Genomic DNA, 21,721 nt, shown 5'->3' with positions numbered 1-21,721 from the left:
GAGGCTTTGTTTTCTTGATTTCGCGTTTTGGTTTTCTATTTTCGTAGACATTGAAGTCGATGTGATCGAGAGATCCGTGATTTTCACGATTTATTTGATCTATGGCGCTCTTTATTTTTTCGAGTTTATTTGTGCCGTAGTGGCCTGTTATGGCTAGATCTTTATCATGCCCTGCTAATTAGGGCTATGTAGTAAAGCTCCACATAGAGCCTCTGCTCTCTTTGCTAAAGATTCCGGTGTTGCTGCTTGCTTTATTGCTCGGTAAATAAATCGCAGTGTAGCCAAACTCTTCAAGTTGATGCTCGTCATAGACGCCATGTAGACCAAGTACTGACTCTTCAACTCCTAGTTCATCAGCTTAGATCCGGCGAATTCGCTCTGGCGTCAGCGAACCGATCTTCGAAAAATTTCTGATGAAAATACTGCATATTGAAAAACTTAAGAAGTAACAGGATATGGAAACCGCCCATATAATTAGGCGGTTATCAATCATATCCGCAACAGAATTTATTGAAGCCTGCTCACATGGCTAACAAATGTTTCGAAATTCCATAACCATGAGCGTTGGTCTTCTGTATAAGTCACATGGATTGATTGAGGGATAACTAGCTGTAACTTTGAATCTTTCATCTCATTTGTTTGATTCGATGATATCTTCGGCTGAAGAGTAAATAAATGCTTATGTTCAATTCTATTCGCTTCGGTCAACACCTGCCGCCAGCGGTCCTTGCAAGTAGTCTTTACACCAAGCATTGTTAACCTGTCTATTGGAAAATCTAATTCCCTATACTCTTCTATTGAGGGAAATATAAAGTCCGGCTTTTTATTGTTTTCAGTTTTGGGCTCCCATGCACAACGAATACCCTTTTCACAAAACAGATGAGCCAAGTGGTTTTCGAGCGCATTTCCTGCTCTGGAATTCCTGCGCTGCCTGATAGTTTGTGAGAAGGTTAAGAAATCATCTGCATCAGTAAAACCTTCATCTAACTTTTGGTCAATCAAAGCCCCCTCAAGTTGTCTGAACATTGCTTCTTCAGTATCCCACCAGCTGATTATGGCTTCATCTACTGTGCTGTAATCACTAAAGTGTCCAGCTACTTCACGTGCAAGTTCAGAGAATATCTTTGTTTTTGGAAAGACAAAACCTCCAAAACGCTCTGTAATTAGTTCTAGGTAACTTTCCCCATAGTCTGCTTTAACTTCTATCCCTAATTCTTCAAGAATAAACCTTTTTGTCGTACTGAGGCTTTCACTATTATCCGCAAAATCAACCACTTTAAAGCTTTGGCTGATCTGATCACCAAAAAGCTCAAACAGTTCCAATTCTGATTGCGACCCCTGAGGTGCTGAAACAAATAGAATCTGACCATTATTCTTCAAAATAACGGCCAATGGATCACCTGCAACAGCCAGCTCTATTGCAGGATTATTCTGATAATAAAAACGGTATTCAGAACGCTTCGGATGGGATTCACGCGCGTCATACCATGTAACAGCAGCCGAAGATATTTCAATTTTTTCTTCATCATCCTCAAGTCGAATGAAATTAGCGGAAAACTCAGCCTTTTCGCCAAGCAAACCTCTCATTCTCTTTGTACCGTTCAACTCATGTTGATTTGAACTATTTGGGTCACATTCAACAGCACTTAAACGTTTTACCGATGCCCCTTTAATATAATCCTTTAACGCACCAAAATCAGACATTCGCCCTTATCCTTGTAGCAACCCATTCTTCATAAGAGCGATTATTCACTTCACATTCCCAAATGACAATGACATTCCAGCCATTATCTTTTAGTACAGCGTAGTTACGCATATCTCGGGCAACGGTTCCCTGAAACTTAGTAACCCAAAACTCGGTATTAGATTTAGGCATTGTGGAGAATTTGCAGCCTTTATGCCTGTGCCAGTAACAACCATTCACAAAGACAACTGTTTTATATTTAAACGACGTAATATCAGGCTTCCCCGCTAAGTCTTTACGGTGAAGCCGATAACGTAAGCCATTAGCATATAAGAATTTTCTTACAGCTATTTCTGGTTTCGTATCCTTCCCTTTTATAGCTGCCATATTCTTACTACGGACACTAGGAGAGTGTACATCAGCCATAACTTAATCAGGCAACATCAAAAAGGCTTTGCTGAATACTTTTTGTTTTAGACTCCATGATTCTGTCTTTCATTAGACCCGCAACAGCTGCAAATACAGGAACAACGACACTATTACCAAACTGCTTATAAGACTGAGTATCCGAAACAGGGATTTTAAATTCAGCCTCACCCTTCTTATCAAAACCCATTAGCCGTGCACATTCACGTGGAGTAAGCCGCCGTGGCCGTCTCTCAAGGTTTTCTCCATCTTCGAAACCCTTCACAAAATCCCAACCTCTATCGATCAGTATCTCAGAACCATCTTTGTAATATCTGGCTGAAAGTGTTCGAGTTATGTCCTTGTCACTAACCAAACCATAACCAAAGCCATTTCCTTTAGCTTTATGCTTCTTCGCATAGTTATACAGATAAGCCCATAACTTAGGTGTAAGGATATAGCGACTATCCACATCTTCTTCTGGAGTTAAAATATCTGAAAGTGTAACTGCTGTTTCAGGATGATATTTTGATATATCTCTCAGCGTGAAGCCCTGATGAACATCGAGATCTCTTCGGAAACCAACCAAAACAACCCGCTCTCGATGCTGAGGAAGGAAGTGCTTCCCATCAATGATCTTCGGATCATCAGCTCCTGCCGCTTCCATGTCTGCAACTTCGTAACCCAGCTCATCTAACGTTTCCATGATGATCTTAAAAGTCTTACCTTTATCGTGGCTACGAAGATTTTTAACATTTTCCAAGACAAAAGCAGCTGGCTGCTTAGCTTTAATTATTCTCGCAACATCAAAGAACAAAGTTCCCTGAGTCTGGCACTCAAAGCCATGAGCACGTCCTAATGCATTCTTCTTAGAAACACCCGCAATGGAGAAGGGCTGACAGGGAAAGCCCGCCAACAATACATCATGATGCGGCACTACTGAATCGATATGCCTGTAAGCTTGCTCTTCACTTACATTCTCATCATCTGAGAGAGTTACTTCCCGGATATCTTCGTTAAATGTGTGCTTATCAGGATCGTTGTAATGGTTTGCCTTATACGTACGTACAGAATACTTATTCCACTCGCTGGTAAACAAACACTTTCCGCCTGCGTCTTCGAAACCTTTACGTATACCTCCTATCCCGGCAAACAAATCTATAAACGTAAAGTCATGGGAGTCACTTTCTGGAGGCTGTGGAAGCATACTCTCTAAGATAATATATTCATAATGAGACAGCTTCGGAGATGCTTTCCCATTGACCCAACGATTGATTGCTTCACGGTTCCAGTTATCGCCGCTACTGCCATTGAGCTTTTCCGCGACCTGTTTCTGATCGTACACTTCAAGCACACGCTTCAGTAACGAAAATTCATCTAATTGCTGCTCGGACACTAGCACTTCCTCTGGGTCAAATGAGTGATATATTCTCACACATCATTCCCTAACAAACAATAAAATACTGTATAAATAGACAGATGAAGATTAGTACCTTTTTATTTTTACTCTGCTTCTTTCTGTACCATTCATTTTAATTAGCATTAAACTTCAACAATATAAGCAGCTCTTCTATAAAAATCACAAAAAAAAACACGAAATAATGAGAAGAGCCCTCCAATCCTATTGTCGAAAATAGTAGGCACCTTAGCGTCCCCCTTCCGCCATGCTACACAATCAGAACACCTTTAGTATGAGCAAGAAGACCTCTTAGCTATGCTTGAATCGACTAGTTTTTCGTAGAAGTTCTACTACTTGTTAACCTAAAGAATGTACATAATTTACCTCTCCAAAAACCACTTTTTTAATAAAAATCTTTCTTACTAATTTTCATATTCCAAACAGTTTATTTTCGCGTAACGACAATCTTGGTATTTTCGTTGCGTTTCATGGAGATACGGGTTTATACCTACAATACATAGACAGAGTATTTTATCGTAAATTAACAAAATTGCAGGATAATACTAAGATTCGAATAGATTTCCGCCCTTAAAACCCTACTTGACTTAAAAAAAGCCCACCGCTAGTATTTCTCGCCAGTACCCCCTAAAACCCAAAGGGTGTGCTGTAGTAATTCCCCGGCTACCCGCCGGTACAATAAAAACAATATTCGGCCATTGCTGCGATCCAGCAAGGTTAAAGGTATTTTGTAATGACAATGCGTCTCTCTCATCTCAGTGCCCCTGTGCACAGCCTAAATGCATCCGCTGTACCCGTTTCGCTCCTGGCGAGTGATTCACCGCCTCCCCTAATTGACTTAAGCCTGCCTGCGCGCGCATAGCCCGCCGGCGTTACATCTTCTTTCTCTTTTTTCTTTCTGATTCGTTCTGATACAGACAGCTCGACTGTACCTGTTCAGCACCAGGAGATCTCAGCATGCAGCAAACTATTACCCTGCAGGATAAGTGGGAAAAGCAGTCCGGTCGCGTCTATCTGACCGGTAGCCAGGCACTGGCACGTCTGCCCATGTTACAAGCCCAGCGTGACCGTGCCGCCGGACTCAATACTGCCGGTTTCATCTCCGGTTACCGCGGTTCACCACTGGGGCATTTTGACAAGACCCTGTGGCAGATCCGTGACTACTTAGATGAATACAACATTACCTTTCAGCCCGGCGTCAACGAAGACTTAGGAGCCACCGCTGTATGGGGTTCGCAACAGGTCAACGTGTTTGAAGGCGCACGCTACGATGGTGTGTTTGGCCTCTGGTATGGCAAGGGGCCGGGTGTCGATCGCACCGGTGATGTGCTGAAACACGCCAATGCCTTTGGTACCTCTCCACTGGGCGGCGTACTGGCCGTTGCCGGTGATGACCACGCCAGCAAATCTTCTACTCTGCCGCATCAGAGCGACTACGCGTTCATGGACGCGATGATACCGGTGCTGTATCCATCCGGTATTCAGGAAATGCTCGACTACGGTCTGTATGGCTGGGCGATGTCCCGCTACAGCGGCTGCTGGGTCGGCATGAAAGCGCTGGCCGAAGTGATGGATTCTGCGATCTCGGCTAATCTGGATCAAGCACGTCTTGAGATCAACACACCCACAAATTTTGAGCTACCCTCGGACGGGCTGAATGCCCGCTGGCCGGATAAGCCACTGCAGCAGGAAGAGCGCCTGCACCGCTATAAAATACATGCTGCGCAGGCCTTCTGCCGCACCAATCGTCTTGACCGCACCATCATTGAAACCACCACACCGCGCTTCGGGATTGTCACCACCGGCAAGTCCTATCTGGATGTTTTGCAGGCGCTGGAAGACCTGGGCATTAGCCACCAGCAAGCAGCCTCGCTGGGCATCCGCCTCTATAAAGTGGCGATGCCATGGCCATTGGAGCCCGAAGGCATTCATGAGTTTGCCCAGGGTCTGAATGAAGTCCTGGTGATCGAAGAGAAACGTGGCCTGATCGAAGATCAGCTGAAAGAACAGCTCTACAGCTGGCAGGACCAATCTACCCGCCCGATAATCGTCGGCAAGCGCGATGACCAGAACAACGAACTGCTCACCTCATTAGGCGAGCTTACGCCAGCGATGATCGCCCGAGCCATTGCCGCGCGCATTGCACCGTTTTACAACAGCGAAAAAATCAGCAATCGTCTGGATTTTCTGACCGGAAAAGAAGCCGAACTTGCCCAACCACGGTCTTTGCTGGAGCGCACCCCGCACTTCTGTTCCGGCTGCCCGCACAACACCTCCACCACACTGCCAGAAGGCAGCCGCGCCCTGGGCGGTATTGGCTGTCACTACATGGCCACCTGGATGGACCGGGGCACCGACACCTTCACCCAGATGGGCGGTGAAGGCACTACCTGGATCGGCCAGGCACCGTTCACTAACAACAAGCATGTGTTTCAGAACCTGGGCGACGGTACCTACTTCCATTCGGGTCTACTGGCAATCCGCGCGACCGTCGCAGCCGGCGTCAACATCACCTATAAGGTGCTATACAACGACGCTGTAGCGATGACCGGTGGCCAGCCGATCGATGGCACCCTGACAGTGCAGCAGATATCTCACCAGCTGTACGGTGAAGGTATCCGCCGTATTGCCCTGGTCAGCGATGAGCCGAACAAGTATCCGAGCCGGGCTGAGTTTGCCGACGGCGTTACCTTCCACCATCGCGATGACCTGCATACAGTGCAAATCGAGTTGCGAGAGCTATCCGGTTGCACGGTAATAATCTACGACCAGACCTGCGCCGCTGAGAAACGCCGTCGACGTAAGCGCAACGAGATGACCGACCCGGATAAGCGTGTCGTCATCAATCCGGAAATCTGCGAGGGTTGCGGTGATTGCGGCATTCAATCTAACTGCCTGTCTCTGCTACCCAAGGAGACCGATCGCGGCCGTAAGCGTAGTATTGATCAGTCCTCCTGCAACAAGGATTTCAGCTGCGTACGCGGTTTTTGCCCCAGCTTTGTCACCGTTAAGGGCGGCACGCTACGCAAGCCCGAAGCGGTGGGTAGCAACCTGGCGTTTACCGAGTTGCCAGAGCCGATACTGCCCAGCTGCAGCACACCCTATAACATTATGCTGACCGGCGTCGGCGGCACCGGTGTCGTGACGGTCAGCGCCCTGCTGGGCATGGCCGCACATATCGAAGGCAAAGGTGCCGGCGTGTTGGATCAGATCGGTCTGGCACAGAAGTTTGGCGCCGTGATGAGCCACATCCGCATCGCCGATACACAGGATCAGATCCACACGGTGCGTATTCCTGCCGGCGAAACCGACCTGATGATCGGTTTCGATCTGATGGTTAGCGCCAGCGAGGAAGCGCTCGGCAAGCTCGATCGCCAGCGTAGCCATGTGGTGGTGAACAATCACGAGACTATGCCCGCGGCGTTCACCCGTGACCCGGATATCCAGGTACCCACTGAGGCGATGCAGCAAGTGATCCGCGATACCGCCATCAACAATGGCAGCCACAGTCTGGATGCGACTCAACTGGCTACTGCTTTGCTGGGCGACGGCATGGCGGTCAACCTGTTCTGCATCGGTTTCGCCTGGCAGAAAGGCCTGATTCCTCTAGGCAGTGAAGCCATTGAACAGGCGATTGAACTCAACGGCGTCGCCATCAAGGCCAATAAGCAGGCATTCCTGTGGGGCCGTCGCGCGGCATTCGGTCTGGCGCAAGTACAGGCGATTGCCAACCCCGATCCGCAAGTACAGGCAGTCAAGCTGATGCCCAGCCTGAATGAAGTCATCGAACGTGAAATGACTCATCTGCGTGATTACCAGAACGACACGCTGGCCCGCCGCTATAAAGCACTGGTAGACAAGGTTCAACAGGCTGAGAAAGCCCAGACTAACAGCACCAGCCTGACCCTCGCCGTCGCGGAAAACTACAGCAAGGTGCTGGCGTATAAGGATGAATATGAAGTGGCCCGCCAGCTCACTTCCACGCAGTTCCGCAAGCAGTTGGAAGCGCAGTTTGAGGGCGACCTGAAGCTTGAATTCAACCTCGCACCACCGCTGGTCAGCCGCATCAATCCGGCAACTGGCCGACCCCGCAAGCGCTTGTTCAGCGAAAAGGTACTGCCGCTGTTCCGCCTGCTGGCCAAAATGCGCAGCCTGCGCGGCACACCACTCGACCTGTTCGGCTACGGCACCGACCGCCGTCTGGAACGCCGCCTGATCAGTGAATATGAGGGGGATATCCAACAACTGCTGACCTCCCTTAGCAGCTATAGCCATCAGGATGCCTGTGAGTTGGCACGCCTGCCAGCTGTGATTCGCGGCTATGGACCAGTGAAAGAGGCCGCCTACGACAGAGCACAGCAGCAACGCCAGGAACTTCTCGCCAGGGTTAGTCAGACCAACGACAGCCAACAACCAGCCCCGGTTCTATAAGCGGTAGCGCGAAGTTTGAGACTGAGCTTAATAACAAGAATAACGATTTAAGGAAGACCAAATTATGTCCGTATTTAGCCATCCGGAATTTGATAACCACGAGCAACTGTCCTTCTTCTGTGATGAAGAAACCGGCCTGAAGGCAATTATCGCCATTCACAACACCAACCGCGGCCCGGCATTGGGCGGCTGTCGGATGTGGAACTACACCAGCGATGAGGAAGCGCTGCGCGATGTACTGCGTCTGTCGAAAGGCATGACCTACAAGTCAGCCCTGGCCAATCTTGATCTGGGCGGTGGCAAGTCGGTGATTATCGGTGACCCACGCAAGCATAAAAATGAAGATCTGTTGGCCGCCATGGGACGTTTCCTGGAGCGCACCGGGAATCAGTATATCGCTGCTGAAGATTCCGGAACCAGCGTGCCTGATCTGCAGGTGATGAATCGCTTCACCCACAATGTTGCCGGTGTCACCGAGCGCACCGGCATCGATGGCCTGCCCTGTAACGGCGATCCGTCACCGGCTACCGCCTACGGTACCTTTATCGGCCTGAAGACTGCAGTCCAGTATAAGCTGGACCGCAAAGACCTGAACGGACTGAAAATCGCCATCCAGGGCGTCGGCAATGTTGGTTACCGCCTGGCCGAGCATCTGCATGCAGCCGGGGCTGAACTCTTTGTTACCGATATCCACGAGGAACAGGTACAACGGGCAGTCACCGAATTGGGCGCAACAGCCGTGTCGCAGAACGAAATCCTGTCTCTGGATGTGGATGTTATTGCCCCCTGCGCCCTAGGCGCGGTATTGAACGATGACAGCATTCCCCTGATCAAGGCCAAGGTCGTGGCGGGTGCATCGAATAACCAGCTTGCCTCCCAGCGCCATGACCTGATGCTGCGCGAGCGTGGCATCCTCTATGCACCGGACTATGTGCTGAATGCTGGCGGCATCATCGATGTTTTCTACGAGCGAGTCGGCCATGAGCACACCAAAGTGCGCGCCCATGTCGAGACGATTGCCGACACCCTGACCGAAATATTCAGTCGCGCTGATGAGCAGGACCGCCCTACCGGCGAGATTGCCAACGAACTGGCGGAAGAACGCTTCATGAAGTAACTCTTTTTAAGCAGCGAAATACTCCCTGCTGATTGCCCGTCAGTCTGATGAAGGCGGGCCTTTTATTTTCACACTCTCTAAGCATAAAAATAAAATCTGGAGACTCAAAAATGACTGAACTAACACAGAATCCAACCGTTGGATCTGCTGCTGGCGCTAACACTAAGAAAGACCGTCCACTGTGGTCTTCCCGCATGGCCTTTATCCTGGCGGCCAGTGGCTCTGCCGTCGGCCTGGGTAATATCTGGAAGTTTCCCTATATCACCGGTGAAAACGGTGGCGGTGCGTTTGTACTGGTGTACCTGCTGTGTATCGCGCTGATCGGTATTCCGATCATGATTGCCGAAGTAATGATCGGCCGTCGTGGTGGCTCAAGCCCGATCAACAGCATGCGTCAGTTGGTACAGCGTGATGGATTATCTAAGCGCTGGATCTGGATCGGTGGCATGGGGATGCTCGCTTCCTTCCTGATTCTGTCTTTCTACTCCGTCATCGGTGGCTGGGCACTGTCCTATGTCGGTAACTCCGCAGGCGGACTGTTCGTCGGCAGCGATACCGAAACGATCGGTGCGATGTTTGGCAACCTGCTCGCCGATCCATACAGCCTGCTACTCTGGCATTCTGTGTTTATGGTGCTGGTGATTATGATTGTCGCCCGGGGCCTCAGCTCCGGCATGGAAAAGGCGATCAATATTCTGATGCCCGTTCTGTTTGCCCTGCTGCTGGTGATGGTCGGCTACGCCATGAGTACCGACAACTTTGCCGAAGGTTTCAAGTTCCTGTTTCAGCCGGACTTCTCTAAATTGACCACTGAAGGTGTACTCACCGCTCTGGGCCACGCGTTCTTCACCCTGAGCCTAGGTATGGGTGTCATGATGGCCTATGGCTCCTACCTGCCGAAGAACGTTTCCATCGTTAAAACCGCTATTACCGTCTCAGTGGTCGATACTGCGGTTGCGCTGCTGGCAGGTCTGGCGATCTTCCCACTAGTGTTTGCAAACGGACTTGAAGCGGGCGCCGGCCCGGGGCTTATCTTCCAAACACTGCCACTGGCTTTCGGGCAGATGCCTGGCGGCGTGCTATTCGGCACCTTGTTCTTCGTGCTGTTGGTTGTCGCAGCGGTGACCTCTGCTATTTCCTTGCTGGAGCCGGTGGTCGAATGGTTTGAGGAACAGAAAGGGATCAGCCGCCTGACCGGCACCCTGATCGCGGGCATCAGCGTCTGGGGACTGGGTATTCTGACGGTTCTGTCACTCAATGTCTGGTCTGATGTACACCCGCTGGGCATGTTTGAGCGCTTCGCAGGTAAAACATTCTTTGACCTGTTCGACTACTTCACTGCCAACCTGATAATGCCATTGGGCGGCCTGTTTATCGCGCTGTTTGTCGGCTGGTTTATGTCAAAACAGGCTGGCGAGAACGAACTGTCGATCGGGAACGGGCTAGCGTACAAGGCGTTTATGTTTGTCCTGCGCTTTATCACCCCCGCTGCAGTGACGGTGGTATTTATCTACAACCTGGCTTAAGCCAAAAAGCGCTGCGCTATCCAGTAAAAGGCTTACCGCACTCAATACAGAGTCGGTAAGCTTTTTTTTGCATGTTTGATTGTCATCTTAGCGGCCACCGAAGACAGGCGTCAGATAAGACTAAGCATAAAGATTCCTGCTGGAGGAATATCAATTTTCATCCTGTACCTGCCTCAAAATCTCTTTCAAAACATCTCTCAAAATATGCACCCCTTCATCTACCTCTTTTTCTGTCAGTGTCAAGGCAGGCATAAACCTCAAAGAATCTTCCCGGGGCGCATTCAACAACAAACCTTTCACTCTTGCCAGCTCTACAATACCAGGTGCAGACAACTGCCCGGTATTCATGGCTAACAGCAGCCCCCCTGCCTCTGGTCGCCCCCAGGCCAAACTCTTTAGCCAAAACTGATAGCTGCTGACAAAAATAGTCGCTGACCCGATTAACCTGCTCCAGAAATCCTTTCGCCAAAACTTCCTGAACCACCGCTGTGGATACCGCACACATCAGTGGGTTACCGTTATAAGTGCCGCCCTGATCACCATAATCAAAGCAGCTAACCGCCTTATTGATCACCATCGCCGCAATAGGTACGCCACCGCCTAAGCCTTTACCCAGGGTCATAATGTGCGGTTCAGCCTGAAAGTACTGATAGGCAAAAAGACTCCCGGTCCGGCCAATACCCGTTTGCACCTCATCCACAATCAGCAGAATATTATGCTGTTTACATAGCGTATTCAGCCCCGCAACAAATGCCGGATCAGCCGGAATAACCCCGGCTTCGCCCTGAATCAGCTCCAGCATAATAGCCACTGTCTGATCATCAATCGCCGCTTCAGTCGCCGCTAAATTATTATAAGGCACCTTAGTAAAGCCACCCACCTTTGGCTCAAACAGCGGCGCAAACGCCTCTTTACCCGTCGCTGACATCGTGGCCAGAGTTCTGCCGTGAAAGCTGTGATCGAAAGTAATCACCTTAAAAGCTCCCCGCTTGTTCTTTTGTCCCCATTTACGGGCCAGCTTAATAGCGCCTTCATTGGCTTCAGCACCGCTGTTGGTTAAAAAAACCTCATCAAATTTTGAGTTTTCACATAGCAGCTCTGCCAGCTCCAGCATCGGCTGGTTATAAAAGGCTGGGCCAGGGTTAATCAGTTGCGCGGATTGCTTAATCAGCGCTTGCTGTATTACCTGCGGGCTATGACCCAGGGTATTCACCGCCCACCCCTGTACCCAATCGAGATAACCTTTGTCGTTCTGATCATAGAGATAATGTCCTTCCCCCCGGACAAAGCAGATTTCAGGCCGTTTGGTGATGGGGATAAGATAGTTTTGTTTCGCTAAAACGCTGTTCTGAGACAGAGGTTTCATCCGGGTATTCCTTTAAAGGTAATTTATTTCAGGCATAAAAAAAGCCGCAGGGGTTACCTGCGGCTTTCTGAGTATTTGATTCGCTTAGACAGTCATCGTCGTCGAGATACAACACCCAAACAGGCACAGGCAATCGATACACGGCGTCGCAATGTATTGAGCTGATCTGTCGCTGAAAGCGGAGTGTTGTTAAGTGATTTCATAATGAGCTGAGTATCGGGCTAATTTGAACCAGCGTCAATACTGTAATTTCAATTTTCTGGTTACGATAATGGCTGGAACATCGATATGTTCACTCTATTCGCTGCCGGTGCTTTCTTGTAACTGCTTATCCATTACCTCGCGCATCAAGGTTTCAAATTCTGACTTACTGAAATAATCCAGCGCCTCGGCAGCAACAGCCAGAGAACAGTGATTCAGATGGGCATGATGAACAATCCCTGTGGCTATATCGTAACCCAGCTGCGGCATCAGCAGGGTGATAGTAGAGAGGTTATGCGCCATATTGGATTCAATCTGTCTGATATTTAGCGTCAGGCCAGCCACACAATGATTCGCAAACGAGTTCATCGCATCCGTCAACAGATCGATGCTTTCCATCAGATTATGGATAATAACCGGGCGATAGGTATTGAGTTGCAGCTGCCCCTGTGAGGCCGCCAGCGATACGGTCAGATCATTGCCAAACACTTGCAAGCAGACCATGCTTAGCGCCTCACATTGAGTAGGATTAACTTTACCCGGCATAATCGAACTACCCGGCTCATTGGCTGGCAGTTGCCACTCATTCAGACCACTGCGAGGGCCACTTCCCAACAGCCGAAAATCGTTGGCCAGTTTCAGCAGTACCGCGGCTAACTGCTTAAGGGCAGCACTGTAACGCAGAGAATCATTCTCTCCGGACACCGCCGCATAGAGATTTTCATGGGACGTAAACGGCAATCCATACTGCTGTGCGAGACCTGCCGCAACCTGCGCGCCAAAACCTTGCGGGGCATTACTGCCGGAGCCGACCGCCGTTCCACCCATTGCCAGTTTATAAATACCGTTCAGGCTTTGGTTTATCGACTCTCTGACCTCTTTCAATTGGGTTATATGCGCGGATATCGCAGCACCGGTCCGTAACGGCAGTGCATCCATCAGATGAGTTCGACCCACGGTGTAGATATCGTCAAACTCCGTCTGTTTGTCGCTCAATGTTCTGTTCAGATGATCGAGAGCGGGGAGCAGTGTTTCATGGCTTTGCTGTGCCACCACCAGATGCATTGCTGAGGGAAACACATCGTTGGATGACTGCGACTTATTGACATGATCATTGGGATGGATAGCAGTGTTGTCTTTGTTCTGCTTTTGAACATCAGCATCCAGCAAAGCATTCGCCAGGGTACAGATCACTTCATTAACATTCATATTCGTCTGAGTACCGGAGCCGGTTTGCCACACCCTCAACGGAAACTGATCGCGGTGGCGGCCACTCAAAATCTCATCACAGGCAGTGACAATAGCGCGGCAGCAGTCTGAAGCTAACAATCCCGCTTCATGATTTACCTCGGCACTCACTCGTTTGATACTCACCAAGGCGTCAATAAATCCCACGTCAAAACACTGCTGACCAATATTGAAATTCTTCAGCGAACGCTGCGTCTGCTCACCCCAGAGGGCGCCTTTATCAACGATAATCGGTGCAAAGTGCTTTGCTGTCGTTTGCTTAGATTCACGACTGTTTTGCTGCTTCTTTGTAACCATAACCCCGCCTCTTTCTTTCAAGAAAAATGCAGCGATCTGCAACAGGCTACCGGCTTAATACAAAGAACTGCTTCTTTAACAATAGGCCATTCAACCGTTATGCTCTATTTATGAGGAAGCATAGCGAATAGCTAAGGCTGAAGCAGCAGACCCAGACCAGGGGGGAATGATTTACAAAGGCTTATTGCACAGACTCTCAGATGCCAGCAGGACATAGCCTATGCGATGCTCCCCACTATCAGAATAACGATAAGGCGCAGTCATGTATCGATAGGGTTTACTCTGAGCATCAATACCCAACCCCTTGAGATACTCTACCTGAGGACCGGGCATATTATCATGCCGGGTTGCCTTCCAGACCACCAGGCACTGCCCACTGCTTTCACGGGGGGCGGCTATAAAGAACTCAGTATTCGGACTCAGGATTCTGGAATTTTCAAAATAGAGCCCGATATTAGCGGCGGTCAGATTGCTATCGCCAATAATAGTACCGCTTGTAAAACCTTCCTGTTTCAGCTGTTCCGCAAGCTCCGCAGAGGGGTATTGCATGCGGTTAGCGTTGCGCTTGATATAGGGCGCCAGCCAAAACTGAGCAAAACGCAGAACCACCACTATCACTATAAAAAAGACAATCACGGAGCGCAGTATGGTCTCTCGCCGTACCGAACATCCGACAGTTTCTACTCTGCTGAGCATATAGAGAGGAAAGAAGATCAGCAGCGGCTGAAACCAGCGGCTTTGAAACTGAGTCGTACCAAACAGTAGAATCAGGACAACACAAGCCAGCCCCCCAGCGATTAAAAAGCGGGCCAGCAGCGCTCTGTGTATGCATTCATTCTCAGCAGAAAGCGGCTTATAAGCTGATGGGAAAATAAGTGTCAGTACCAGCCAGACCAGGATCAGAAATTCAGCGGAATTCTTTGCCAGGCTCGAAAACCCAATGAGTACACCACTCAAGTAACTGGCTTCACGACCTTCACCTACCTGCCCGCCAATAAAAGTTTTAATCTCTTCGAGATGTCCAATGGACCACAGCAGGTGCGGTAGGAAAAGCAGAATTGCGATACTGATGGAAAGCAGCATTCGTCGGTTAAGAATCAGACTACGGTATTCTCTAACAGATAGAGCAGACAACAGCAGGCTAACGGCAAACAGACCGAAACTGTATTTCGCCAACATGCCACACGCCAACAGAACTCCCAGAGCAACATATCCGCTAAGTGAGCGTTTCTGATAGATTCGAAATACCGTGTAAAAGGTGGCAGAAGCGATCGCTGTAACTAGTACCGTATGGGTCAGATCCCGGACCGACTCCCAGGCGACACTAGGTATCAGACATAAGGAAAAGCTAGCTAACAGAGCCATCCGCTGATTGGGGATAACCTGCCGGGCGATCAGCCAGGTAAACAGATAGATTGAAAAGAGCAGGAGTGACTTTAATAGTGCCAGGGCAAAAACACCGGTACCTAGTAGCTGGAAAAACAGCCATTGAATCCATGTATACAGAGGCGGCTGAGTGTTATAACCCAACTCAAGCTGCTGACCCAGAATGATCTGTTCTGCCTCATCCAACTCCAGAGTCCCCCCCATCCCCAGACGGATAAACAGGTGCAGCACTATATAGCCCGTCAGTAACCAAAGGAAGTTTCGGAATGCTGAAGTTGATCTGTCTATATGGGACACTGCCAGTCCTTTCTACGTTCTCATTTATGGTCTGTATGTTATCACCGACAGAGATAAAATCGAAAACTGTTCACAGCTCTCTACTCATTTATCTATTTAGTCCGTTTTGCAGATCTTATTGACCCGTTATGCCGTAACACTCCTCAACGAGCTGGACAAATGTCGATATTTTTCCACACTTAATGACAACTCAATACAATAATGCCAGGTGAACGATATGAATTACCTTTCTATGCTGGGGCTTTCCCTTTTTCTTTCAACGGCCGTTCAGGCTGGAAGCATCGTAAAATATCAGGTAAATGGTCTTGATTATGAGGGTTACTACACCAGTCCAGCCCAAGGCGCACCTATGGTGCTTTTGGTACACGATTGGGATGGCTTAACCGACTACGAAATAAAACGCGCCGAGATGCTGGCAGATATGGGATATTCAGTCTTTGCAGCAGATCTTTTTGGCGCAGGTGTCAGACCCACCAAAGTCATCGATAAAAAGCAGCACACCGGTGAGCTTTACCAAGACCGAGAGAAAATGAGAAGCCTGCTTGAAGGCGCTATGAGTAAAGCCAAAGAGCTGGGTGGTAACACAGAAAACAGTGTAGCGATGGGCTACTGTTTTGGTGGCGCGGCTGTTTTAGAGATGGCTCGTTCTGGCGCTTCACTTAAGGGCTTTGCAACTTTTCACGGTGGTCTAAATACTCCTGAAGGGCAGGACTACTCAAAAACCCAAGGATCAATGCTTATTATGCATGGTAGCGCCGACACAGCTATTACCATGGATCAATTTGCAGCACTGGCCAGCGAACTTGAAGGTAGTGAAGTGTCCCATGAAATGATCACCTATAGCGGCGCACCCCATGCATTCACTGTTTTTGGCTCAGAGCGTTATCGGGAAGATGCTGACACTAAATCCTGGCAGCGTTTCAGTCACTATCTTGCAACGACACTTAAATAACTGCGTGATCTCTGGCAGCATCAGGCTTCAGGATCAATCCTGCTGCTGTCAGAGCTGTTGATACGATACCAGCCAGCAATACTATAACGATCAGTTTTAGCCGGCAATACCTCATGGGGAAACTCTTCACTGAGAAACACCACCAGAGTGCCAAATTCAGGCATCACTTTCATCAAAGGGGTGCTGCCCTTTTCAGGATAGATGACCAGCTCACCACCGTCTTCAGGGTTCCAGTCAGGATTGAGATAGGTCACGACTGTCAGTACGCGGTTTTGCTGGCCTCTGAAAGCGTCCAGATGCACTTTATAAAAATCACCGGTCTGGTAATGGGCATAATGGCTCTCGAACGAGAACAAACCCAGGAACAAACGCCGATTTATCGCTTGCTTAAGCCCTCCGGCCCACTCAAGCCAGTCATGGCCTGCTGTTGTGGAATTATCTATCCAGCAGATCTCATCCCGGCGTATTACCTCAGCTTTCAGATGGGTTTCCTGGCGGCCTATTCCCGCCCGACTAAAACGCTCTGAAGGCAAACGCCTAACTTCTTCAGCCAGGGAGTTACAAAGCTCCGCAGGCAGAGCATTACTCAGCACAGAATAACCCTGCCGATAAATTTCTTCGGCTACTTGCTCGAATAGTTCACTGTCTGACATCTACACTGCTCCTTGAGGCACTGTATAAAGAAGCTCGAATTTGACAGAAAACCGGGCAGAGGGGCAATCTTTTTCTGCTTAGAAACTGATCTGAATGACGAGAAAGAGTCCGAGCAATAAAAAGGGCCGCGATTGCGACCCTCCGTAAAACATAAATTGTTCAGCTGCGGCGATCTGAAGGTGTACCTCGTCGCTCACGACCAGAAAAACTGGGAGCAACATCAGTACTTCGTACATAACCAACAACACATCGTTCCGGGTCTATCACTTCACTCAAGACATCACGCCATTTATCTGAATTAAGCACAACGTGAGATGAATCACTAAATTCCAGCCATCCGTTTTCAACCATCGCCTTAACTTTACGGCGAACAGTCTCGTAAGGGATACCTGTTGCGATACTGATGGAGTGGTTATTACAGGAAAAACCAGCAACTTCCTGCTGTTCTTCTGATCCCTCTCGCTGACGTAAAGCCCATAAAGAGATTACGTTAAAGATAATCGCTGATTTAATATCACCATCAAATACACGATAACAACGAATCAGAAAATCAGTTGAAAAAGACACGAATCCCAGCTTTTCTGCCAGTTCATCGGCATCGTAACTGGCGCGCAAGCTAGTCGGCATACCCCCTCCTAATATTGAAGTTTTGCTCTGATATGAACCAGCCTTTAGTGCGTTATTATTTTTATCCATTTTCACCCCTGGTTTCATTTACTGCGTGCCAATCCTTGCCAACTACGCAGAGCCCTATTCAAACAAATGTCTCAGTTTGAGTAATAAATACAACATATACCATCCCCCCCCCTTACGACAACAAAAACCCTGAAATTCTTAGGTAATTAAGTGTCCGCAATACTTTTGTAACATATTTCTGGGATTATCAACCCGGTAAAATAGAGAATCGGTTTAAAACAATGAAGACGAATTACATTGAATATCAAATAGAGCAGTTTATGCGTGACGGCCATACAACCGACCAGATTGCGGCTACCCTAGACCTACCCGTTGCGCAGATCATCGCTATCTATAATGAGCACATCAAGCAGCGAGCAGTACAGAAAGCCAAAGCATCAAATCAGCACCACCAAGCTATCTACGCTATGAGTCTGCACGCCTGACATAGTCACTTTGTTCTACATCATTATTTACCAGTTCAGATTCAATTCAGGCCTTATGTGGTATTTACAGTACGTACCCTTAACGAATACACTTCGATGACCAAATTCCGGGGCCGATATTACGGCGACTCTCTACGGATACTAATAAAGGTGAAGGCAAGATGAAAAAGACTATGATTCTGGCAGTAACTGCCATGCTTATGACTCCAATTGCAGCAATGGCTGAACGCGATGGCGCTACCGTTTATAACACTAAATGCATGGCATGCCACATGACGGGTGCTGCCGGCGCTCCTATCGTTGGTAAAGCTGATCAGTGGGGCCCACGTGCCGCTATGGGTATCGATGCACTGGTAGCTTCGGCTACTAAGGGCGTCAATGCTATGCCACCTAAAGGCACTTGCATGGACTGTACTGATGGCGAAATGAAAGCGGCTATCCAGCACATGCTAGATAACTCTAAGTAATAGAGTTCTCAGATAAAAAAACCCAGCAATAGCTGGGTTTTTTGTATCTAAGCAAGATCTTAACTTTCCTTAGAAGACTTCTTGCGGCTCTAGCGGACCAAAATCCTGATCACCCTCACCCTGAGTTTTGAGTTTTTCCAGCGCTTCAGGATCATTACCTTTCTGAATGATAATTTCTACCCGGCGGTTAGTACTGCGATTTTCAGCCGTATTATTCGGTGCCAAAGGTTTCGTATCGGCAAAGCCGATCACCGTAAAGCGAGCTTGATCAATACGCGGATCAGCAAATAATTCGTGACCTACTGCCAGCGCCCGGGAAGTCGACAGACCCCAGTTAGACTCATAACGCCCCCCGGAAACAGGGATATTATCGGAATGCCCCTCGATTGCGACTTTACCGCTGACATTAAGCAGCACGTCCCGAATCTTCGCAATTATCGGAATATAGGCAAATTTCAGTTCAGCAGAACCTGAATCAAATGAGCCTTTTTCCTTAACCCTGATAACAATCTTTTTGCCATCCGTATCAACTTCAACGCTGCCTTGTCCAATCTCCTGGCGGAGCGCAGCAGCAAACTCTACGGCTTCCTCTTTAGCCTCTGCTTCAGCTTTAGCCTCCAGCTCTTCTAGCATCTGGCGAAGCTGTTCGGCCGTTTCACCCGCTTGCTTATCACTGATCTCAGACTCACCCTCTTCAGTCCTGATATCAAGGCTCTGCATAGTATTATTGAGCGTCATCTGCCTGACTTCATTCAGTGGCGTAGGCTCCGGTCGGCCTGGGCTGAATTCCTGCGCAATAATACTGGTACCCTTCGGAATATCCTGAACTTTAACCTGATTCTGAACGCCGAATGCTTCGCGCATCGAACCTGCCAACTGTTTAAACTTCAGCACATCCATTTCAGAAAATGACAATAGAAGTACGAAGAAACACATCAGCAGTGACATCAAGTCACCAAAGGTCGCTAACCACCCCGGCAAACCTGCCGGACAGGGGGGACATTTATGTTCTTCTTCACTCATCCTGCTATCCCCTACTCTTCAGCGACTGCGCGCTTTTTCTCAGGAAGATAGTTACGAAGCATCTGTTCAATAACGCGGGGGTTTTGTCCTGCCTGAATCGCCAGCAAACCATCAATAATCAGTGACTGATTAAGCTCTTCTTCCGCTTTACGCACATCCAGCTTATCTGAGACAGGCAGAGCGAACATTGTTGCCAGCATCGCCCCATAAAGCGTTGTCAAAAGCGCAACCGCCATCGCCGGACCGATCGATTTAGGGTCGGACATATTGGAGAGCATCTGTACCAAACCTACCAGGGTACCGATCATGCCCATTCCAGGGCCAACATCACCTATCGCTTTAAAAATATCTGAACCATATTCATGACGTTCTGTGGTCAGACCTTTTTCTTTATTCAGCAGCGCTTTAACAATCTCAGGGTCATGTCCATCAACCAGTAACTGGATACCCCGTTGCATGAAGTCACTACTGACCTCTTTATCTTCAAGGGACAGCAGACCACCTTTACGAGCAGCATCAGCCAGATCGACGGTTTCAGCGATAATATCTTCGGGCTTTACCGTTTTAAATTTGAACGCTTTACCAACAACTTTGCCGACCGCCAGAAAATGCCCTAAAGGGAACTTCATCAGTACAACAAAAAGACTTCCGCCAATCACGATCAGCAATGACGGGACGTTAACAAAAACGCCTATATCGCCTCCCGTTACCATCGCGGCAATAACGATACCAAAGGCGCCTAAAATACCGACGAGCGTCGCTATATCCACTCTTCATTCCCCAATTTAATGAATTAGTTAGGATACCCAAACCACCAACAGTACCTATGTAGAATCTGTTATCGGCTGCATACCTATTTACCTGTAGCTAGATAGTATCAAAAAATTTACCGGGTTCACCTATTTCCCACTGTTTCGAGTACAATTTATTGGTCTGATTGACCAAAACCGGCCTGTCCGGTAGTTTGTCGCCATTTAAACGGTTCCAACCCGACGGTACATCCTATGTCTGCAAAAAAGAAAACACCTGATTTTGAAACCTCTTTGGCACAGTTGGAGACCATGGTCACCCAACTAGAGCAGGGAGAACTGTCTCTGGAACAGTCTCTGCAGACGTTTGAGCAAGGCGTCAGCCTGACGCGCGACTGCCAGTCCATTCTCGCCCAGGCAGAACAAAAGGTGCAGATGCTGATTCAGCAGAATGGGGAGTTAAAAGAGGTTCCCTTTGATCTTCCAGAGGAGTGAACTGATGGAAGGGAAGCTGCTACAGCAGTATCAGAAAAGAGTTGAGCAACAGCTGACAACCGTACTGCAAAATACGTCGGATGCCGAACAGGTTCGTCTGGCAATGAACTACTCACTGTTTAACGGCGGTAAGCGGGTTCGGCCAGTGCTGGTATATATGGCAAATCAGCTTCTTGATGGCCAGATATCTCAAGCAGACTCTGCCGCCTGCGCGATCGAATGCATCCATAGCTATTCACTGGTTCATGATGACCTCCCGGCGATGGACGATGATGAGCTGCGGCGGGGGAAACCAACTTGTCATATCGCTTTTGATGAAGCGACGGCAATCCTGGCCGGCGACGGGCTGCAAGCGCTAGCCTTCGAATTGCTCACCACAGACAATAGCCTACCCGCTGATGTTCGACTACAGATGGTCAGTGTACTGGCCCGTGACAGCGGCTATCTGGGCATGGTGGGAGGTCAATCCATCGACCTCTGCAATGAAGGAAAACAGATCAGCACGATGCAATTGGAACTGATGCACCGGCATAAAACCGGAGCGCTGATTTGCGCCAGTATAGAGATGGGAGCGCTTTCCAGTAACAATGCCGGCAAAGCAGACCTGAAAGCACTCAACAGCTACGCCAGCGCTATCGGCCTAGCCTTTCAGGTAAAAGACGATATTCTCGATATTGAAGGCAGCACAGAGACCTTAGGCAAGCCTCAGGGGTCCGATCTGCAACATGAAAAGTCGACCTATCCTGCGCTATTAGGTATGGCGGGCGCCAAACAGAAACTCGCCCTACTGAATCAGCAAGCACATGACAGCATCACCTGCTTTAATGAGGCGGCCGAGCCGCTTCATTGGCTTGCAGATTACATCGTTGAGCGACAGTATTGATC

Annotated in this window: 18 protein-coding genes; 8 read left to right on the top strand and 10 right to left on the bottom strand. The window is 48.8% G+C overall.

The features are described 5' to 3' along the window. Positions 1-507: 507 nt before the first annotated feature. The 3 genes from QZZ54_RS02135 to dcm are packed head-to-tail and all read right to left on the bottom strand — an operon-like array spanning position 508 to position 3,485. Entirely contained in the window at positions 508-1,704 is a 1,197-nt protein-coding gene (locus tag QZZ54_RS02135; RefSeq protein ID WP_290697901.1) for a type II restriction endonuclease, read from the bottom strand. Then, complete coding sequence (locus QZZ54_RS02130) at positions 1,697-2,110, bottom strand: very short patch repair endonuclease (RefSeq protein ID WP_290697898.1); 414 nt, start codon at positions 2,108-2,110, stop codon at positions 1,697-1,699. Before QZZ54_RS02130 ends, QZZ54_RS02135 begins: the two co-directional genes overlap by 8 nt. Before the next feature lie 7 nt (positions 2,111-2,117). Beyond that, entirely contained in the window at positions 2,118-3,485 is a 1,368-nt protein-coding gene (gene dcm / locus QZZ54_RS02125) for a DNA (cytosine-5-)-methyltransferase (RefSeq protein WP_290697895.1), read from the bottom strand. Positions 3,486-4,463: 978 nt separating this feature from the next. Between dcm and QZZ54_RS02120 the strand changes: the two genes are divergently transcribed. The 3 genes from QZZ54_RS02120 to QZZ54_RS02110 all read left to right on the top strand — a co-directional run bounded on the left by QZZ54_RS02120 (position 4,464) and on the right by QZZ54_RS02110 (position 10,580). Beyond that, entirely contained in the window at positions 4,464-7,937 is a 3,474-nt protein-coding gene (locus QZZ54_RS02120) for an indolepyruvate ferredoxin oxidoreductase family protein (protein ID WP_290697892.1), read from the top strand. 64 nt (positions 7,938-8,001) lie between these two features. After that, positions 8,002-9,054, top strand: a complete 1,053-nt coding sequence (locus tag QZZ54_RS02115; protein WP_290697888.1) for a Glu/Leu/Phe/Val dehydrogenase — start codon at positions 8,002-8,004, stop codon at positions 9,052-9,054. Between the two features lie 110 nt (positions 9,055-9,164). After that, complete coding sequence (locus tag QZZ54_RS02110; protein WP_290697885.1) at positions 9,165-10,580, top strand: sodium-dependent transporter; 1,416 nt, start codon at positions 9,165-9,167, stop codon at positions 10,578-10,580. Between the two features lie 214 nt (positions 10,581-10,794). On the opposite strand, the gene QZZ54_RS02105 is transcribed toward QZZ54_RS02110, so the two are convergent. From QZZ54_RS02105 to QZZ54_RS02095, 3 genes are all read right to left on the bottom strand, one after another. Beyond that, a complete protein-coding gene (locus tag QZZ54_RS02105) occupies positions 10,795-11,946 on the bottom strand; it encodes an aminotransferase class III-fold pyridoxal phosphate-dependent enzyme (protein ID WP_290697882.1) in 1,152 nt (383 codons plus the stop codon). Between the two features lie 297 nt (positions 11,947-12,243). Next, a complete protein-coding gene (locus tag QZZ54_RS02100; protein ID WP_290697879.1) occupies positions 12,244-13,692 on the bottom strand; it encodes a class II fumarate hydratase in 1,449 nt (482 codons plus the stop codon). Positions 13,693-13,863: 171 nt separating this feature from the next. Further along, positions 13,864-15,375 carry a glycosyltransferase family 39 protein gene (locus tag QZZ54_RS02095; protein ID WP_290697876.1) on the bottom strand — a complete coding sequence of 504 codons (1,512 nt, stop codon included), beginning with the start codon at positions 15,373-15,375 and terminating at the stop codon, positions 13,864-13,866. A gap of 217 nt (positions 15,376-15,592) precedes the next feature. Here QZZ54_RS02095 and QZZ54_RS02090 point away from each other — a divergent pair, with 217 nt between their 5' ends. Next, on the top strand, positions 15,593-16,327 hold the full coding sequence (locus QZZ54_RS02090) for a dienelactone hydrolase family protein (protein ID WP_290697874.1): 735 nt from the start codon (positions 15,593-15,595) through the stop codon (positions 16,325-16,327). A gap of 20 nt (positions 16,328-16,347) precedes the next feature. Here QZZ54_RS02090 and QZZ54_RS02085 read toward each other — a convergent pair whose 3' ends face one another. Then, positions 16,348-16,980 (bottom strand): 2OG-Fe(II) oxygenase, encoded by a 633-nt coding sequence (locus QZZ54_RS02085; RefSeq protein ID WP_290697870.1) that lies wholly within the window; start codon positions 16,978-16,980, stop codon positions 16,348-16,350. A gap of 160 nt (positions 16,981-17,140) precedes the next feature. Further along, positions 17,141-17,677 carry a hypothetical protein gene (locus QZZ54_RS02080; protein ID WP_290697867.1) on the bottom strand — a complete coding sequence of 179 codons (537 nt, stop codon included), beginning with the start codon at positions 17,675-17,677 and terminating at the stop codon, positions 17,141-17,143. Between the two features lie 221 nt (positions 17,678-17,898). Here QZZ54_RS02080 and QZZ54_RS02075 point away from each other — a divergent pair, with 221 nt between their 5' ends. Beyond that, complete coding sequence (locus QZZ54_RS02075) at positions 17,899-18,102, top strand: hypothetical protein (RefSeq protein WP_290697864.1); 204 nt, start codon at positions 17,899-17,901, stop codon at positions 18,100-18,102. A 161-nt stretch (positions 18,103-18,263) separates the two neighbouring features. Beyond that, complete coding sequence (locus QZZ54_RS02070; RefSeq protein ID WP_290697861.1) at positions 18,264-18,569, top strand: c-type cytochrome; 306 nt, start codon at positions 18,264-18,266, stop codon at positions 18,567-18,569. A gap of 69 nt (positions 18,570-18,638) precedes the next feature. On the opposite strand, the gene QZZ54_RS02065 is transcribed toward QZZ54_RS02070, so the two are convergent. Further along, the gene (locus QZZ54_RS02065) at positions 18,639-19,592 is read right to left on the bottom strand and encodes a flagellar motor protein MotB (protein WP_290697858.1); all 954 of its coding nucleotides are present in this window, start codon (positions 19,590-19,592) and stop codon (positions 18,639-18,641) included. Positions 19,593-19,603: 11 nt separating this feature from the next. Next, the gene (pomA, locus tag QZZ54_RS02060; protein ID WP_290697855.1) at positions 19,604-20,362 is read right to left on the bottom strand and encodes a flagellar motor protein PomA; all 759 of its coding nucleotides are present in this window, start codon (positions 20,360-20,362) and stop codon (positions 19,604-19,606) included. Between the two features lie 234 nt (positions 20,363-20,596). Here pomA and QZZ54_RS02055 point away from each other — a divergent pair, with 234 nt between their 5' ends. Both QZZ54_RS02055 and QZZ54_RS02050 read left to right on the top strand, forming a co-directional pair. Beyond that, positions 20,597-20,836 carry an exodeoxyribonuclease VII small subunit gene (locus tag QZZ54_RS02055; RefSeq protein ID WP_290697852.1) on the top strand — a complete coding sequence of 80 codons (240 nt, stop codon included), beginning with the start codon at positions 20,597-20,599 and terminating at the stop codon, positions 20,834-20,836. A 4-nt stretch (positions 20,837-20,840) separates the two neighbouring features. Beyond that, positions 20,841-21,719: a farnesyl diphosphate synthase gene (locus QZZ54_RS02050; protein WP_290697849.1), complete on the top strand. Its 879-nt coding sequence runs from the start codon at positions 20,841-20,843 to the stop codon at positions 21,717-21,719. The last annotated feature ends 2 nt before the right edge of the window (positions 21,720-21,721 follow it).

The organism is Amphritea sp., assembly GCF_016744155.1.
Taxonomy (GTDB): Bacteria; Pseudomonadota; Gammaproteobacteria; order Pseudomonadales; family Balneatricaceae; genus Amphritea.
The sequence above is the reverse complement of the archived record's forward strand: the minus strand, read 5'-3'. Positions and strand labels throughout refer to the sequence as shown.